This window comes from gamma proteobacterium symbiont of Lampromicra miyakona, assembly GCF_059730895.1.
This window is the reverse complement of record NZ_AP035933.1, coordinates 454,042-470,474: the sequence shown is the minus strand read 5'-3', so window position 1 is coordinate 470,474 and position 16,433 is coordinate 454,042. Positions and strand designations below refer to the sequence as shown.

The 16,433-nt window shown below is 59.6% G+C and carries 14 protein-coding genes and 1 pseudogene; 3 read left to right on the top strand and 12 right to left on the bottom strand.

Translation table 11 applies throughout. The annotated features are described in order from the left end of the window. Positions 1-13: 13 nt before the first annotated feature. Complete coding sequence (locus tag AC6I8P_RS21650) at positions 14-1,213, top strand: aminotransferase class I/II-fold pyridoxal phosphate-dependent enzyme (protein WP_150360023.1); 1,200 nt, start codon at positions 14-16, stop codon at positions 1,211-1,213. Between the two features lie 169 nt (positions 1,214-1,382). Here the strand turns inward: AC6I8P_RS21650 and AC6I8P_RS21645 are convergent, their stop codons facing one another. Further along, positions 1,383-1,784: an H-NS family histone-like protein gene (locus AC6I8P_RS21645; RefSeq protein ID WP_021509031.1), complete on the bottom strand. Its 402-nt coding sequence runs from the start codon at positions 1,782-1,784 to the stop codon at positions 1,383-1,385. A 713-nt stretch (positions 1,785-2,497) separates the two neighbouring features. Here AC6I8P_RS21645 and fhuE point away from each other — a divergent pair. Continuing rightward, positions 2,498-4,696 carry a ferric-rhodotorulic acid/ferric-coprogen receptor FhuE gene (gene fhuE / locus AC6I8P_RS21640; protein ID WP_421039541.1) on the top strand — a complete coding sequence of 733 codons (2,199 nt, stop codon included), beginning with the start codon at positions 2,498-2,500 and terminating at the stop codon, positions 4,694-4,696. Between the two features lie 134 nt (positions 4,697-4,830). On the opposite strand, the gene AC6I8P_RS21635 is transcribed toward fhuE, so the two are convergent. Further along, complete coding sequence (locus AC6I8P_RS21635; protein ID WP_104093343.1) at positions 4,831-5,769, bottom strand: nickel/cobalt transporter; 939 nt, start codon at positions 5,767-5,769, stop codon at positions 4,831-4,833. Between the two features lie 124 nt (positions 5,770-5,893). On the opposite strand from AC6I8P_RS21635, the pseudogene AC6I8P_RS21630 reads away from it, so the two are divergent. Then, positions 5,894-6,283 (top strand): annotated as a pseudogene (locus AC6I8P_RS21630) (ATP-binding cassette domain-containing protein); the annotation flags it as partial. Positions 6,284-6,363: 80 nt separating this feature from the next. Here the strand turns inward: AC6I8P_RS21630 and AC6I8P_RS21625 are convergent. The 10 genes from AC6I8P_RS21625 to AC6I8P_RS21580 are packed head-to-tail and all read right to left on the bottom strand — an operon-like array spanning position 6,364 to position 16,391. Further along, the gene (locus AC6I8P_RS21625) at positions 6,364-6,663 is read right to left on the bottom strand and encodes a YicS family protein (RefSeq protein ID WP_021509036.1); all 300 of its coding nucleotides are present in this window, start codon (positions 6,661-6,663) and stop codon (positions 6,364-6,366) included. Continuing rightward, positions 6,660-7,682: an HAD family hydrolase gene (locus tag AC6I8P_RS21620; RefSeq protein WP_481658220.1), complete on the bottom strand. Its 1,023-nt coding sequence runs from the start codon at positions 7,680-7,682 to the stop codon at positions 6,660-6,662. Before AC6I8P_RS21620 ends, AC6I8P_RS21625 begins: the two co-directional genes overlap by 4 nt. Beyond that, positions 7,679-8,695, bottom strand: coding sequence for an oxygen tolerance domain protein (locus AC6I8P_RS21615; RefSeq protein ID WP_481658219.1), 1,017 nt, complete (start codon positions 8,693-8,695; stop codon positions 7,679-7,681). The genes AC6I8P_RS21620 and AC6I8P_RS21615 overlap by 4 nt, the downstream gene beginning before the upstream one ends. Continuing rightward, positions 8,692-10,194, bottom strand: coding sequence for a VWA domain-containing protein (locus AC6I8P_RS21610; protein ID WP_481658218.1), 1,503 nt, complete (start codon positions 10,192-10,194; stop codon positions 8,692-8,694). Before AC6I8P_RS21610 ends, AC6I8P_RS21615 begins: the two co-directional genes overlap by 4 nt. Then, positions 10,191-11,168: a VWA domain-containing protein gene (locus AC6I8P_RS21605; RefSeq protein ID WP_481658217.1), complete on the bottom strand. Its 978-nt coding sequence runs from the start codon at positions 11,166-11,168 to the stop codon at positions 10,191-10,193. The genes AC6I8P_RS21610 and AC6I8P_RS21605 overlap by 4 nt, the downstream gene beginning before the upstream one ends. After that, positions 11,161-11,598: a DUF4381 family protein gene (locus AC6I8P_RS21600; RefSeq protein WP_498007287.1), complete on the bottom strand. Its 438-nt coding sequence runs from the start codon at positions 11,596-11,598 to the stop codon at positions 11,161-11,163. The genes AC6I8P_RS21605 and AC6I8P_RS21600 overlap by 8 nt, the downstream gene beginning before the upstream one ends. Beyond that, complete coding sequence (locus AC6I8P_RS21595; protein WP_481658215.1) at positions 11,579-12,508, bottom strand: DUF58 domain-containing protein; 930 nt, start codon at positions 12,506-12,508, stop codon at positions 11,579-11,581. Before AC6I8P_RS21595 ends, AC6I8P_RS21600 begins: the two co-directional genes overlap by 20 nt. Further along, positions 12,505-13,506, bottom strand: coding sequence for an AAA family ATPase (locus AC6I8P_RS21590; RefSeq protein WP_159377679.1), 1,002 nt, complete (start codon positions 13,504-13,506; stop codon positions 12,505-12,507). The genes AC6I8P_RS21595 and AC6I8P_RS21590 overlap by 4 nt, the downstream gene beginning before the upstream one ends. Beyond that, complete coding sequence (locus AC6I8P_RS21585; RefSeq protein ID WP_215481268.1) at positions 13,503-14,798, bottom strand: anaerobic sulfatase maturase; 1,296 nt, start codon at positions 14,796-14,798, stop codon at positions 13,503-13,505. The genes AC6I8P_RS21590 and AC6I8P_RS21585 overlap by 4 nt, the downstream gene beginning before the upstream one ends. Positions 14,799-14,846: 48 nt before the next feature. Then, positions 14,847-16,391: an arylsulfatase gene (locus AC6I8P_RS21580; RefSeq protein ID WP_394516574.1), complete on the bottom strand. Its 1,545-nt coding sequence runs from the start codon at positions 16,389-16,391 to the stop codon at positions 14,847-14,849. Between the last annotated feature and the right edge of the window lie 42 nt (positions 16,392-16,433).

Genomic DNA, 16,433 nt, shown 5'->3' with positions numbered 1-16,433 from the left:
ACAGGAGCGCAACATGATCACCCTATCGAAGCGCGTGCAGTCTGTGTCGCTCTCGGCTAACGCGGCGGCACGCCAGCTGACGCGCCAGCTAAAAGAGCAGGGCGTGGATATTCTTGACCTCACCACCGGTGAGCCGGATTTTGATACGCCCGCGCACATCCGTGCCGCCGCCAGCGCCGCGATGGATGGCGGTGAAACCCGTTACACGCCGACCAATGGCACCACCGCGCTGCGTAAGGCGGTGCAGGCCAAACTGGCGCGCGAGAATCAGCAGCAGTACGCGCTGGGTCAAATCTGTATCGCCAACGGCGCAAAACAGATCATCTTCAACGCGTTTGCCGCGACGCTAAACGACGGCGACGAGGTGATTGTGCCCACGCCATATTGGCCAACTTTCCCGGACAGTGTGCGCTTCAACGGTGGCGAGGCGGTGCTGCTGCCTTGTCCGCTTGAGCAGCAGTACAAGCTGCAGCCGGCGCAACTGGCGCAGGCGATCACAGAGAAAACCCGCTGGCTGGTGCTGAACAATCCCGGCAATCCCTCTGGCATGGTGTACAGCGCCCAGGAGTTGCAGGCCCTGGCGACGGTGCTGCGCGATCATCCCAATGTGCTGATTATGCTGGATGAGCTGTACGAACATATCCTGTTTGACGATCGTCAGCACGTTAGCCTGCTGCAGGTGGCGCCGGATCTGGCTGAACGCGTTTTGCTGGTGGGAGGCGTGTCGAAAACCTATGCCATGACCGGCTGGCGCATTGGCTTTGCTGCCGGGCCGCAGCCGCTGATTGATGCCATGGTGGTGGTGCAGTCGCAGAACAGTTCTGGTGCCAGCGCCATCAGCCAGGCGGCGGCGGTTGCGGCCTTTAACGGTGGGCTCGATTTTCTGCCCCCGCAGCGCGCCGCGTATCAGGCGCGACGCGATGTCATTGTGCAGCAGTTGCAGCAGGTGGCCGGCATTGAAGTGCTGCAACCTCAGGGCGCATTTTTTGTCTTTTGTCGCTGTGCTGGTCTGCTGGGCAAAACCCGGCCTGACGGCGCCGTACTGCATGATGAACAGGATGTGCTGAATTATCTGCTGGAGAGCGGTGTGTCCGGCGTGGCGGGCAGTGCTTACGGCCTGTCGCCGTATTTCCGTTTGTCGATCGCCACGGATATCGATAGCGTTGAGGAGGCGGGTAAACGCATTGCGCGCGCCTGTGCAGCGTTAATCTGACGGGCGGGTGTGGGAAGGCGTAATAGCCTGATCACCTCGCGGTACTCTTCATGAAAGGATGGCATGAAAAGATTGCCTGAAAGGATTGCATGAAAGCATCTAGGGTGCCGCGATACAGGGGCGGTGATGCGGCAATTAGCCGGTTCCGCCCCGATTTCCTGCGACTGGATTAAATCAGAAAATCATCCAGCGAACCGCCAGCGTCAATCGCTGACTTTATCGGCGAGGGAGTACGACCCTGACCGGTCCAGAATTTCTCATTACCCTGTTCGTCGGTAAATTTATACTTCGCCGGACGCGGTGCACGTTTTGCTTTGCTCTTCGTTTCACCCTGGTTTAATTGCGCCAGTTCATTAATTGTAATGCCGTCTTTGCGCAGCATCTCTTTATATAATGCCAGCTTCTCTTCTTTTTCGCGCTGTGCAGCACTCTCTGCCGCCGTCTCTTCGCGGCGTTCGGCGACCACCACGGCAAACTTCTCCAGCATTTCGTTTAATACCGCAACCTCAATATTACGTGCTTCAGCACGCAGCGTACGAAGATTGTTCAATGCCTTGAGTGCATCGCTCATGTATAAACCCTTATTACTGATATCACTGATTTGAAAGCGTGTATTCTACGGCAATTTTATTCAAATGGAAATATTCACCCGCCGACAGATTTGTCCGGAAATATGCCCCGACCTGTACAGTTTTTGATTGGGCGTAAAGATTTTTGTCTCTTCGTTGATTACGCATAAACATGTTAGCGGCTGATTTAATATTACTCGCCACCTACGTTAAGCTGTTCATTTAACATCGCAGCATCTCACACAATATACGTCACGGCGATTTACAGCTTAATAAATGGCGTCATGTTAACAACGCAGCGATTGCTGCAGGGATTAAAAGCGTTACTGGTCAACCTTAGCGCAGAAAAGGAAATTTTATAAACACCTTTCCTATTGGCAGCGTAATTATAAATCAATGGCGGTGACCGGGTACGAAGCTGGTACATGCGTGGTGTTCAGATGCCAGATCAGGATGCAGGCACAACCGTTCAGGCGGGGAGGCCGTAGGTCACGCACCGGTTGACTGAGATAAAGGATGATTTCAGGCGTGATAGTTTCCTGTAAAGCAGCCTCAGGGCCGTTACTCCCTGAAGCATAAGATTTTTTTTCAGTGTAAAGGCGTCAGAAAGGCAGTAACAATTTCTTGCAATGTTAATCTTAATGCGTATATTTCTCATTTGCTTTCTTAACCACATGCTCACCACAAAATAACGATAAGCCGATTGAGGAATATTATGTCTTGCAAAGAGATGCGCGTCCGGAACGCAGGTCTTGCGCCGCAGCGCGCGCTGCGCCTGTCACTGCTGGCAGTGCTGGTTGCCTCGGGTGTCGCTCAGGCGGCCGATACGCAAAACAGTGAGGCCACCCTGACCGTTGATGCCAGCGCCAGCGCGGAAGCGCAGCAGACGCAGGCCGCAGCGGATTACAGCGTGCCGGTGACGCGGGCCGGCACCAAAATGGCGCTCACCGCACGTGATATTCCCCAGTCGGTCACCATCGTTAGCAAGCAGCGCATGCAGGATCAACAACTGCAGTCGCTGAACGACGTACTGAGCAACACCACCGGCATCCATGGTGTAGCCGCCGATATGGACCGCATCAATTACTATTCGCGCGGTTTTCTGATTGATAATTACATGACCGACGGCATTCCGACCGCGTTTGCCCAGCGCTGGAACCTCGGTGATGCGCAGACCGATACCGCGCTGTACGAGCGCGTCGAAGTGGTGCGCGGCGCAACGGGCCTGCTGACCGGACCGGGCAATCCTTCCGCCGCCATCAACATGGTGCGTAAACATGCCGACAGCAAAGAGTTTACCGGTAGCCTTGAAGCTGGCTATGGCAGCTGGAATAAGCAGCGTTACGTCGCCGATCTTTCTGCACCGCTATCACCGGAAGGCAACGTGCGCGGTCGCCTGGTTGCCGGCTATGAAGACAAAAACAGCTTCATTGAACGCTACGGCGCCGATAAGAAGTTTATCTACGGCGTGGTCGACGCTGACGTGACGGACGCCACCAGACTGTCCGTTGGTTATGAATTCAGCCAGGTGAACACGGATTCACCGATGTGGGGCGGTGCGCCGCGCTGGTACACCGACGGCACGCAGATCCACTCGCGTCGCGGCTATAACACCGCACCTGAATGGGCTTACAACAACAAAGAAAATAAAAAGGTCTTTGTTAACCTGCAGCAGAATTTCGATAACGGCTGGAACATCACCCTTAACGGCACGCATAACGAGATGTTCCTCGACAGCAAGCAGCTGTATCTCGACGGTTACTTCGACAAAACCACTGGCGCAGGCGTCTCTGGTTATGCCGGCTATCCGGTGGTGGGCGGAACCGGCTACAACACCGGCAAACGTAAGGTGGATGCGGTCGATGCCTTCGCCAGCGGTCCTTATGAACTGCTGGGCCGCCAGCATGAGCTGATGGTCGGGGTGAACTACAGCCGTCAGGACAACAAATATTACAGCGCCTGGGCCAACATTTCGTCAGCCGAGCTGGGCAACTTCAACCAGTTTAACGGCGATTTCCCGGAAACCGACTGGAATCCGCGTGAACCTGCGGCCGATACCCAACTGGTGCGGCAGAAGTCAGCGTATCTTGCGACGCGCATCAATCTGGCCGATCCGCTGCACCTGATCGTCGGGGCGCGCTACACCAACTGGAACCGCCAGACGCTGACGGCAGAGATGGAGAAAAACAACATCACGCCGTACGGTGGGGTGATTTGGGACTTCTACGATAACTGGTCTGCCTACGCCAGCTACACCTCGGTGTTCCAGCCGCAGGATTATCAGGATGCGTCAGGCGCGTATCTCTCGCCGGTGATTGGCAAAAACTACGAAGCCGGCGTGAAGTCTGACTGGTTCAACAGCCGTCTGACCACCTCGGTATCGATCTTCCGCACCGAACTGGATAACGTCGGTCAGAGCACCGGTCAGACCAATGCGCAGACCGGTAACACCATTTACGTGGCGAAAAAGGGCGTGGTAAGTCGTGGCGTCGAGTTTGAGGTGAATGGGGCGCTGACCGACAACTGGCAGATGACCTTTGGCGGGACTTCGTATGTGGCGGAAGACGCCAACGGCGATCGCTACAATTCACAGCTGCCGCGCACGTCGTTCAACCTGTTCACCAGCTATCGCCTGCCGATGCTGGACCAGCTGACGCTGGGCGGCGGGGTGAACTGGCAGGCGAGAACTTACGCGGATATCAGTGGCCCGGATGGCAATGGCACCTGGCGCACCCGTCAGGGCAGCTATGCGCTGGTGGATCTGTTCGCGCGCTACGACGTGACCAAAAACCTCAGCCTGCAGGCCAACCTGAATAACCTGTTCGACAAAGAGTACGACGAAAACGTCGACAGCACCGGCATCGTCTACGGCGAACCGCGTAATTTTATGCTGTCCGCGAAATACCGTTTCTGATCATTAAGCCCGTGCCCAAAGCGGCACTTAACGTTCCCTCTCCCGGGGAACAGGCCGCACCTGACATTCCCTCTCCCGCGTGCGGGAGAGGGTTAGGGTGAGGGGAAAACCGCACCCTCCCCAAACCATGCACCTCAACATCCCGCCGCAATATAATCCCCGTTGGCACTCACCGGCACCACGGTAAAAAACAGCACCAGCGCAAACATCACCAGCAATATCCCACCGGCGATCCGTACCGCTCTCAGCAGCGATGCCGCCTGCGGCGAGCGCTCTGCCAGCCATAGCTGCCCGGCGCGCTGACGATAATGCTGCACAAACAGTGCCAGCGCCACCAGCGCCATGCCGGTACCGAGCGCCATACTCATCACCGCCAGCATGCCCCAGCGCGTAATGCCGATGACGCTGGCGAACAGCAGCACCGTCAGCGCACCGCTGCACGGCCGCACGCCGGTGGCAATGATAATACCCGCCCAGCTTTTCCAGTCGCTGCCGTGCCCAGCCGCGACGCCATGCGCGTGGCCGCAATGATCATGATGATGATGCTCCGCTGGCGGCCTGCGCCAGGCTTGCAGCAGCAGCATCACGCCCAGCCCGGCAATGAACACAGCACTGGCTTTCTCCAGATACCAGCGGCTCAGGCTGAGATCGCCGGTGGTCAGGTTAAAACCAACCGCCAGAATAAAGACAAAGGCAATCGCGCTCAGGCCCTGCACCAGGCTGCCCAGCAGCGGCACGCTCAGCGCCACGCCGCGCGGGGGCTGATGGGTGGTCAGCCAGGTGGTAACGATAAATTTACCGTGCCCGGGACCCACCGCGTGCAGAATGCCGTAAATAAAGGTCACAGCCAGCAGCCACAGTCCGGCACTGTACTGGCCGCTATTGATTTGCAGTAAATGGGTAACCAGCAGCCGGTGCAGCTGAATCTGACTTTGCAGCGCCCATGCCTGAAACGCGCTCCAGTGCAACGACAGCAGCGTCAGCGCGCTCAGCAGCAGCACGCTCGCGCAGAGAAATCCGGTTTTGGTGGCGGTCATAGTAATGAAGAAAGTGGTCCTGAATGTCACCAGCATGCGGATTTCTGCCGCGTTGTAAAGCCACGGCGGTTAAACGGCAGCCGCTCTCCGCATCGTGACGCATTCCCCTGCCTTGTGCAGCTGTCTATAATCTGCCGACAATTTCTCACGGATGCCTTTTATGTCTGCTGATTCTCCTTTGCTGGCGGTACAAGACGTCACGCTGGCCGTGCAGGGGCGCACCTTGCTGGCGCCGGTATCACTGCAGCTGTACGCCGGTGAAACGCTGTTGCTCACCGGCCCGTCCGGCAGCGGCAAAAGCACGTTGCTGAAAATTATTGCCTCACTGCTGGAGCCCGATAGCGGCGAGATCCTGTTTCAGCAGCGGGATATTCACTCGCTGAAAGTCGAACACTATCGCCAGCAGGTCTCCTACTGTTTCCAGACACCGCAACTGTTTGGTGACACGGTCTACGATAACCTGGCGCTGCCGTGGCAACTGCGTCAGCAACAACCGTCACGCGAGCAGCTGGTGGCGGCGTTGCGCAGTCTGCATTTATCCGGCGACCTTACGCCTGAAACCGCAGCGCCACGCCGCTGGCCTGTTCCGCGCTGACCACGATGGCGTCTGGCATTTCCTGCCAGCGACGATCAGCTAAAATCCGGGCAGGTTATCTGCGACATCAACTGCTGATAATGCTGATGCTTGCCCATCTTCAGGGCATCAGCCGCCTGCAACAGCGCGTTGTGATTGCTCTTATCCGCCAGAAAGGTCTGCTTGATTTTTTCGTCGGCGATGGAGACCGGCACGCGGCAGTGAGTGCGCAGATCGTTGATCATGGTCTGCTGCCGCAGCGCCAGCGCCAGATTCTCATACGGCGATACCGCCAGCGCAGACGTGGCACTCAGGGTGAGCAGGGCGATCATGGCAGTGAAAGGTAATGTTTTCATTTTGCTTCTCCTTGATGAACGGGAACGGCGGCCGGGCACTGGGCGGGGTCGAACACCGTACCCCAGTCCTGTTTCATATCGACAACGGTCCAGCCATAGTGCGCGGCCAGCCTGAGACCGTTAACCAGTTTGCCGCTGGCCGGCGGATGCGCATCGTAGGCGTATTCCCGCTGTGCATCGGTGTGATGCACCAGCAGCCCGAAGGTGCTGGCGGCAGGGTTGCCCGAGGTGTATTGCAGCATCGGCACATCGCCGTCGCTGTTGCCGAACGCTGCTACCGGCCGATGACCCATGAACAGATGGATGGCCACCGGTTTGGCCGCTTCATCATCATAAAATGCACCATTCATGGTTTTCCGCAACTGCGTGCCGTTGTCGCTGAGTGAAAATTCCGCAAGGGAAAACGAGCCAACCACTTGCTCAGGTGGAATGCCGTACATCTGTTCCGCCAGCACGCGCATAAAATCGATGCCGCCGCCGGAGATAATCCAGGTGCGGAAACCGTGAGCGCGCAGATAATCCAGCAGCTGGCGCATCGGCAGATAGCCCATGCGATCGTAGCGGCAGCCAAAACGCGTATCCCGCTGCGTCGCCACCCAGTTCTGCACGCGCTGGGCAAACTCATCGGTGGTGATACCGCTGTGAGTCAGTGTCAGCAAATGCATCAGCCCCTTTTTCCCGCTGGCAGCAATAGCGGCGGTGTTGTTGCTGACCACCGCCTGCACCAGCGCATCCTGCTGCCACTGCGGATGCTGCGGTGCCAGCCGTTTCACTTCATCGAGCGCAAACTGCAGCTGAAAGGTGAGCGGTGCTTCCGGCCATAGCGTGCCGTCATTATCGAATACCACGTAGCGCTGGTTAAGAGGAATAAAGTCAGCGCTGCCGGCGCGGGTGGTGTCATCCACCCACTGTGTAATGGCACGCTTTGCCGCACCGTCACGCCAGGCGGAGAGATCGTCAGCCTGACTGATGCTAGCGAGGCACAGCGTGAGGCCCGCCAGTATAGAAACAGTTTTCATCGGCGATTCCTGTGATGTGGAACGAGATCGGGCAGCGCATGAATACGCCACAGGCGGCTCCACGCATGGCCGGCAAACATCAGCGCCTGACGCAGTAAACGGCGGCCAGCCCACAGCACCGCGACGAGGAGAACCACGGTTGCGGCGAGCAGCAGCCACTGCCACCAGGGGCGTTCAGGCCCGGCACGCAGCACCTGTTCGCTGCCGGCCGTGCGCGCAGGCAGAATGTCATAGTGATGGGCGGGCAGCGTGGCGAGCTGCCATGTCTGTTGTCGGGTATCCCACCAGCGCAGCTGCACCGGCGGCAGCGTCAGGCTGCCGGCGCTGTCCGGCAGATAGCGCAGCCGCTCGCGTCGCTGGCTGCCAGTGATTTCACCGCGTCCGCTGGTCAGGACGCTGACCTCGGGCGTCAGCAGCTGGGTACGGGCACCGGGCAAATCGATCAGCACCGGTGGAATCTGTCCGGCGACCACACCACTGGCCTGCAGCGTAATCTGACGTTCCACCACGTCGCCTGCGTGCAGCGCGTCGCCCTGCGCGGCACGATACAGTGTGACTTTTTCCTGCAGATGAAGCGTGGCGGCGGGCAGGAAGCGATCCGGCTGCTGCACACCCGGCGGCCAGCGTACCTGTTTTTCCAGCGCTGGCAGCGTCACGGTCTGCGGCGGCTGGCCCGCGGATTGCAGGGTGATGTCCAGCGCCGGCAGCTGCAGTTTGCCCTGATCCCAGGCCATCAGCTGGCGCTCCATGCGGATGCCGCTCCAGCTGACACCGTCACGCTGACGCGATAACAGCTGATTGGGAATGGCCGCCGGCAACAGCGTGCCGTTGCTGACCGGGAAGTCAGGCCACTGTGGCGGCGGGTTAAACCAGCTATCGGTCCAGTAGGTTACCGCGACGCGCAGCGGCTGACCCGGCACCAAACGGTCATCGCCAACCAGCTCGCGCGTGATGTCCATCGCGGCGCGCGCGGGCCCGGTCAGCAGCAACAGGCAAATCAGCAGCGTTCTCATGGTGACTCCTGACGATAGAGATTTTCCAGCAGGCCACCGGGCGACAGGCTGAGATTGTCGTACCACTGACTGACCTGCGGTGCCGCGTGACCTGCAGGCTGCATGACCTGCTGTGCGACGCCCTGCTGTTTGTGCAGGTCTTTTTTGCTGCCGTCAGGATCGTAATCCTGCTCTTTTCCCTGTGCCGCCTGGCGATCGCGCTCCTGCTGACGAAGCTGCATCACAATGCGCGCAATGCTGGCGCGATTTCGCTGTGCCATACGCCAGTCGGGACGCAGGCTTAGCGCCTGATCGTAATGCTGCAGCGCCTGCTGCCACTGTTTCTGCTGCGCCAGACTGTTGCCCAGCCACAACAGCGATTCAGGCGTCACAGGCGCCTGACGAAAAGCGCCGCTGGCGGCAGAAAAATCACCGGCATAGTAGAGCGCAATGCCGCGGCGCAGCGGATCGACATAGTGCTGCGCCGCGCGCGCGTAATCCTGCCGTTGAAAGGCATGTTGCCCTTGCAGGTCGGGCGGGATAAACGCATCCAGCAGCGCGGCGGCCGCCGGCGGCGTTATCCCACTGAGCGGCAACACAATCAGCACGATCAGTATCTGACGACGCCACCACAGCAGCAGCAACAACATCGGCGCAATCAGCCAGTAGCCGCTGTTGTGCCACGGCAGATCCTCGCGACTGTTTTGCTGGGCGCTGAGGCTTTGCTGAATATGGCGTCTGATGGCAGGCAGATCGCTGTCATCGGGGGTGGCGAGCGTAACCGCCACGCCGTCGGCGCGTAGCTGCTGGAAGCGCGCCACGTTGAGGCGGGTATCAATAGCCTGACTGGAGAAAGCGGGCGGCAAGGGGCCGCCTGGCGCAGTGCCGGGCACCCACAGCTGCAGCGGCAGCGAGGTCTGGCTGAGCAACCGGGCATCATCCTGGCGCAACGTATCGGCCACCAGCACAATGCTGCGCGGCGTGTCCGGCAGATTATCATCGGCCAGCCGGAGAGCTGCCGCCAGGCCATTGCCCTGACCGTCCGGCAGTAACGTTGGCTGCTGCGCCTGCAAGAACAGCGAGTAAAAGGCCGGATCGTTGGTCAGCGGCGTGGTCAGCCAGGCACCGCCGCGATACACCACCAGTCCAAAGTGGCTACCCGGCATCTGCTGCATCAGCTGAGCGATCTTATGCTGCATGCGCTGATGCCGGTCGGGCGGGAGATCCTGCGCCAGCATGCTGAGATCCTGTTGCAAAATCACCATCACGTTACTTTGCGGCGTAACGCCGCCCGGCAACGCCTTCTGCCATGACGGCCCTGCCAGCGCCAGCACGCCGAGCGCCAGCAGCCATGGTACGGGTGACAGCCGCTGCAGTCGCTTACCGGTAATCAGGGCGTGAAACGGCGCTGTCATAATGCGCTGCCAGGCGCTGCGCGGCGCGCGCAATAGCCACGCCAGTGCCAGACAAACCAGCAGCCCGCACAGCCACCACGGGTGCATAAAATGAAAGCCATTCATGCTGCACGCTCCCGCAGGCGCGCCAGCAACAACGCCGCGGTTAACAGCGCCAGCGCCGCGCCGAGCGGCCAGGCAAACAGCGGGCGCGTAAATGACAGACCGAGCGTCGCCACCTGCGCGGGCGTTTGGGCGTCAATGGTTTGCCAGACACGTTGCAGTGCGCTGCCTGAGGTAGCCGCCTGAAACGCGCTACCGCCGGTGATGCGGGCAATATCCTGCATCAGCGCGCTATCGACTTTGTCCTCGCCGCTTGCGTTAAGATCGCCAAAGGCGATGGTATCAACCTGCACCTGATGCTCTGCTGCCAGCTGCGCAGCGAGGGCGGGCGGCAGCTGTGAAGCGGTATCGTTGCCGTCGGTAAGTAAAATCACCATGCGGCTGGCGTCCTGTTCCAGGCTGCTGTCCAGCAGTTTGACCGCTACCCCCAGCGCATCGCCGATGGCGGTTTGCTGGCCCACCATGCCGGGTGCCAGCTGGTTGATGCGCGCTAGCAGTGCCTGCTTATCGGCGCTGATCGGCGCAAACGGCCACGCCTGACTGGCAAAAATCACCAGCCCGATGCGATCGCGGGTTCGCTGGAGCACAAAATTGTGCACCGAGCGCTGCACCGCCTGCAGGCGAGTGGTGCCCGCGCCGGCGTCGTTTTTCGCCATCGAACTGGAAACATCCAGCACCAGCACCACATTGCGCATCGGCTTATGCTGTAGCTGCGGTGGCAACAGCAGCTCAGGGCGCGCCAGCGCGGCCAGTAACAGCAGCCACACCAGCCAGAACAGCAGCGTCTGAGGCCAGCGGCTGGCCGGAGGGGCATTCTCCAGACGCAACTCCCTCACCAGTTCCGGCAGGAACGGCACGCGCACCTCTTCGCTGACCGGCTGGCGTTGCGGTAGCAGAAAGCGCGTCAGCAGCGGCAGCGGCAACAGGAGCCAGATCCACGGCCAGGCAAAATCGAAGCGGGTAAGCAGTTCAGACATCGGGCAGTGCCTCCAGCCAGCGCCGCAGCTGTCTGCGCAGGCGCTGCATTTCATCAGGCGACAGGCTATTGTCCGGCTGGCAGTAGCCGCCAAGCAACCGCTGATAGGTCGCGGCATCCAGCGGTAGCTCCTGCAGTAACTGGCTGAGGCTCAGTTCACTCTCCTGAGCACGCGGCTGGTGCACCAGCCGCACCCGCTTAATCAGCCGCAGCCAGCTATCAATGCTGTTGTCGTGACGTAAAACCTGACGCGCTTCACGCCGCCAGCGGTTGCGCCGCCAGCGCGCTGTGCGCCACAGCGCCAGCAGCACAAGCAGGGCCGCTAACGCGCCTGCCAGCCACCACCAGCCCGCAGGAAGCGGCAGCCAGGAGACCGCGGGCGGCAGGTCAGGCTGCAGCAGTGGCGGAACGCTAAAGCCTTTTTCCAGCATGCTCGTCTCCCTGCGTCAGCTGACGCAATAACGGTTCACTCACCACAATGTGCTGCACGCGGATGCCGAGCCGCAGCAGTCGCGTTTGCTGCTGTGCCAGCCGGGCGGTGACCCGCTCGCTAATCTGCTGACGCAACGAGGGTGAAAGCGGCAGCGTAACGTGCTGATGCTGGTAATGCGCGGCGAGATAGCCCTGATGCGGAAGCCGCAGATGCAGATCGTCGAGCAGCACAAAGGCGGTGATATCACACCGGCGCGCCAGCGCCGCCAGCAGCGCGTCACTCTGAGCGTCAAGATCGTGGAAATCGCTGATCAGTGCCAGCCAGCTTCCGGCAGGCACCTGCGCCCGGATACGTTGCAGCACCTGATGGAGTGGCAGACTGCTGGCGGGCTCCTGCGGATAGCGCGCCGGCAGCTGATTATTCATTTGATGCAGGTCGTTCAGGCACGGCGCCAGGGCGAGTTTCGGCGAGCGGCAGCGCTGCAACCTCAGGGAATCATCGCTGAACACGGCGGCCCCGAGGCGATCGCCATCGTGCCAGCTACGCCACGCCAGCAGCGCTGCCAGATGGGCGGCGGCGACCGATTTGGTGTGTCCGCGTGTGGCGAAATACATGTCCAGGCGCTGATCAACCAGCAGAAATACCGGCCGCTCGCGCTCTTCGTTATACAACCGCACCCAGGGTGTGCGCAGACGCGCGGTGGCCTGCCAGTCGATCAGCCGCACATCATCGCCCGGCTGATAGCGGCGCAGGCTGTCAAAATTGAGTCCGCGTCCCTGCTGACGCGACACGCGCTCGCCGGCCATCGCGCCGGGCGGCAGCTGAGCCGGCGGATTGCGCAGCTGCTGCGCTGCACCCGCCAGCGCCAGTAGGCCGGGCAGGGTGACGGCCAGTGCGGTATCCGTCATGCGACCACCGCATCCAGCAGCATGCGTACCACGTCATCGGCGGTCACCTGGTCGGCGCTGGCCTGATAACTCAGCAGCAGACGATGCCGCAGCACGGCCGGGGCAATGCGCTGAATATCGTCCGGCAACACCGCATCACGCCCTTCGAGCCACGCCTGCGCGCGCCCGGCGCGGTCCAGTGCCAGCGTGCCGCGCGGGCTGATACCCAGCGCCACATAACTGGCAAAGGTGTCGCTGACCTGCTGCGGCTGGCGCGTCATTTCCACCAGCGAGACGATGTAATCTTCCACCGTGGGCGCGACGTAAATGTCGGAGATGGCCTGCCAGCAGCGACCCATATCCGCCTGGCTGATCCTCACTGGCGGCGGCGTAGCGGCGCTGACGGCAGGGGTGTCCTGTTCGCGATATTTTGCCTGCTGTTCGGCGCGCACCAGTTGCATCACGCGCTGTTCATTCTCTTTCGAGGGATAGTGCACCAGCACTTTCATCAGGAAGCGATCCAGCTGCGCTTCCGGCAGAGGCCAGGTGCCTTCCTGATCAACCGGGTTCTGCGTCGCCAGCACCATAAACACGCCGGGCAGCGGCCAGCTGTTGCCCGCCACCGTGACATGACGCTCCTCCATGGCTTCCAGCAACGCCGACTGCACGCGGGCCGAGGCGCGGTTGATCTCATCGGCCAGAATCAGGTTGCCGAACACCGGGCCTGGCCGGAAACGAAACTGCTCCTCTTCACGCGTGGCGTGTTGCTGATAAATTTCGCTGCCGGTGATATCCGAGGGCAGCAGATCCGGTGTGAACTGAATACGGCTGAAGTCGCCTTCAATGTGGCGCGCCAGCTCACGCACCGCACGGGTTTTGGCCAGTCCGGGCAGTCCTTCCAGCAGAACGTGGCCGTCGCACAGCAGCGCGATAATCAGCATGCGCACCAGCTCTGGCTGACCCAGCACCTGCTGGTTTATGCTCGCTTCCAGGTCGAGAAACCGTTGCCGCAGGGTCATTGCGTCACTCCCTGTTTTTCCCGCTCAAGCAGCGTGGCGATACCTACCAGGATCGGCTGAGCATAGGAAAAAAACGCTTTGATGCCGGGACATAGATAGTTAAGGCCGGGTTCACCCTCTGCGCTGCGCACGATGCGGTTTTTCGGGCATTCGCCCCAGCATAATTTGAGGTAAGGACAGCGTTTGCAGACGGCGGGCAGGGTGTCGCGTTTCCCGAGGCCAAACGCTTTTTGCCGTTCGGAAAACGCCAGGTGCGCCAGTTTAGTATTGGCAATATTGCCCAGTTGATACTCCGGATAGACGTAGTGATCGCAGGCATAGATATCACCGTTTTTTTCAATGGCGAGGCCTTTGCCGCAGAACTCTGAGGTCACGCAGATCTGGCCCGGCAGGCCCAGGGTTTGCGCCACTGCCGTTTCAAACAGGTTAACCTGCACGCGCCCTAAATCGTTGTTGACCCACTCCTCAAACACGGCGATGAGAAAGCGTCCCCAGTCATCGGGATCGACCGACCAGTCGGTCACCACCGAGTCGAGATCGCCCGGCCGCGCGCGGCGGGAACCGCTCACCGGGATGCTGTCATCGCGCCAGAACTGCGGCGCGGTTTGGGTAAAATCGACCGGCTCGACGCAGGGATTGAATTGCAGATAGGTCGCGCCCAGTTCGCGCGTGAGAAAGCGGTACACCTGCAGCGGAAAGCGTGCATTGGTCCGGTTGACCGTGACCAGCGCGTTGAACGGTACGCCGTGGCGTTGCAGCGCCGCCACACCCGCCATCACTTTGTCGAAAGTCGGTTTACCGCTGCGTGTTACGCGATAGCGATCGTGCAACTCGCGCGGGCCATCAATCGACAGCCCGACCAGAAAGTGATGCTGCTTCAGAAAGCGCGCCCAGCTATCGTTCAGCAGGATGCCATTGGTTTGCAGATCATTCTCGATGCGTTGTCCTGGCTTCTGATACTTTTGCTGCAGCGCCACCACCTTTTCGAACCACGGCAACCCCATCAGCGTCGGTTCACCGCCTTGCCACGAGAACACCACCCGATCGCCATCCTGACTATCAATGTACTGGCGAATATAGTTTTCCAGCACTTCATCGGACATGCCGCTGTGATGATCCTGCTGCAGCAGCTGCTCTTTATGCAGGTAAAAACAGTAGTTGCAGTCGATATTGCAGCGCGAGCCGGTGGGTTTGGCCATTACGTGAAAGCGGCGTTTATACGCCGGGCCGATGCCGTTGTATTTTTCCGCCGAGGGCAACGGGCGAACCGGCAGTGTGGTGCTGTATTTCATCAATGCCTCCGAATACCGGGCACGGCGTGCCCGGCTGTGAGTGATAACTCAGTTGGTGGCCGGGCTGCCTTCGTCAATCAGTTTCTGCACATCCGAAACGGTGAAAGATCCGGGTTTCTGACGAGGCGGGAACTCTTTGAAGCTTTGCAGCATTTCTGCGGCATATTTCTGCGCGCCACCCAGCAGGAACAGACGGTCATAGAACCAGTGGTTGTAATCCATACCGCTGTCACCGCGCTCCAGCGGGTCGATCTCCAGGTCGAAGATCAGTGGCGTGCGCAGTTTAACGAACGGATATTTCCACAGGTCGAGGCCGGTGTGTTCCTGAATCATGAAATGCGCTTTCCAGCGACCGTAGCGCATCGCTAACAGATCGCCGTCATCGCTCCAGTAGAAGAACTCATTACGCTGGTCGGGCCCTTTGCCCTGCAGGAAATCCAGCTGGTTGTAACCGTCCAGATGCACTTTGTAGGTCATGGCGCTGGTCTTATAGCCTTTCAGCAGCTGCTGTTTGATATCCGGCACGCCCGCTGCGGCAACCAGCGTCGGGAACCAGTCGTTGCTGCCGAAAATATCGTTGATCATCGTGCCAGGCTTAATATGCCCCGGCCATTTGATCATCGCGGGTACGCGGAACCCGCCCTCCCAGCCGGTATTTTTCTCGCCGCGGAATGGCGTCATGCCGGAATCAGGCCAGGTGGCGATCATCGGACCATTGTCGGTGGTGTAAATCACGATGGTGTTATCTTCGATACCCAGATCTTTGATTTTCTTCAGCACCTCGCCGATCATTTTATCGTGCTCAACCATGCCGTCTGCGTAGTCGCCGAGGCCGGTCACGCCCTGATCCTGCGGTTTAATGTGCGTTTTGTTGTGCATGCGCGTGGTGTTGAACCAGGTAAAAAACGGTTTGCCCGCTTTGACCTGACGCTCCATGAAATCGTTGTTGGCGGCGAGGAACTCTTCATCCACCGTGCCCATACGTTTCACGTTCAGTGGCCCGGTATCTTCAACCTTGCCATCCGCGCTGGCTTTAATGACGCCGCGCGGACCGAACTGTTTACGGTACTCAGGATCTTTCGGATAGTCCGGGTTCTCGGGTTCTTCTTCGGCGTTCAGGTGATACAGATTGCCAAAGAACTCGTCGAAACCGTGTGCGGTAGGCAGGAATTCATTGCGATCGCCCAGATGGTTTTTACCAAACTGACCGGTGGCATAGCCGAGCTGTTTCAGGATTGAGGCAATGGTCGGATCTTCTTTCTGCAGGCCCTGCGGCGCACCTGGCATACCGACTTTACTCATGCCGGTGCGGAACGGCATCTGCCCGGTGATAAACGACGAGCGTCCGGCGGTGGAGCTTTGCTCGGCGTAATACGAGGTGAATTTGGCGCCCTCGGCGGCAATACTGTCGATGTTGGGCGTTTTGTATCCCATGGTGCCCTGGTTATAGGAACTGATGTTCCAGTAGCCAATGTCATCGCCAAAAATCACCACGATGTTAGGCTTGCCCGAATTTTGCTCGGGCGCGGTAGAGGGCGTCGGGGATTGAGGAGCCGCATGGGCGCTCCAGGAACAGCAGGCCACAGATAGCATGGACGCTAATAGTGACTTGCTAAAAGGTAATCTGGACATTTC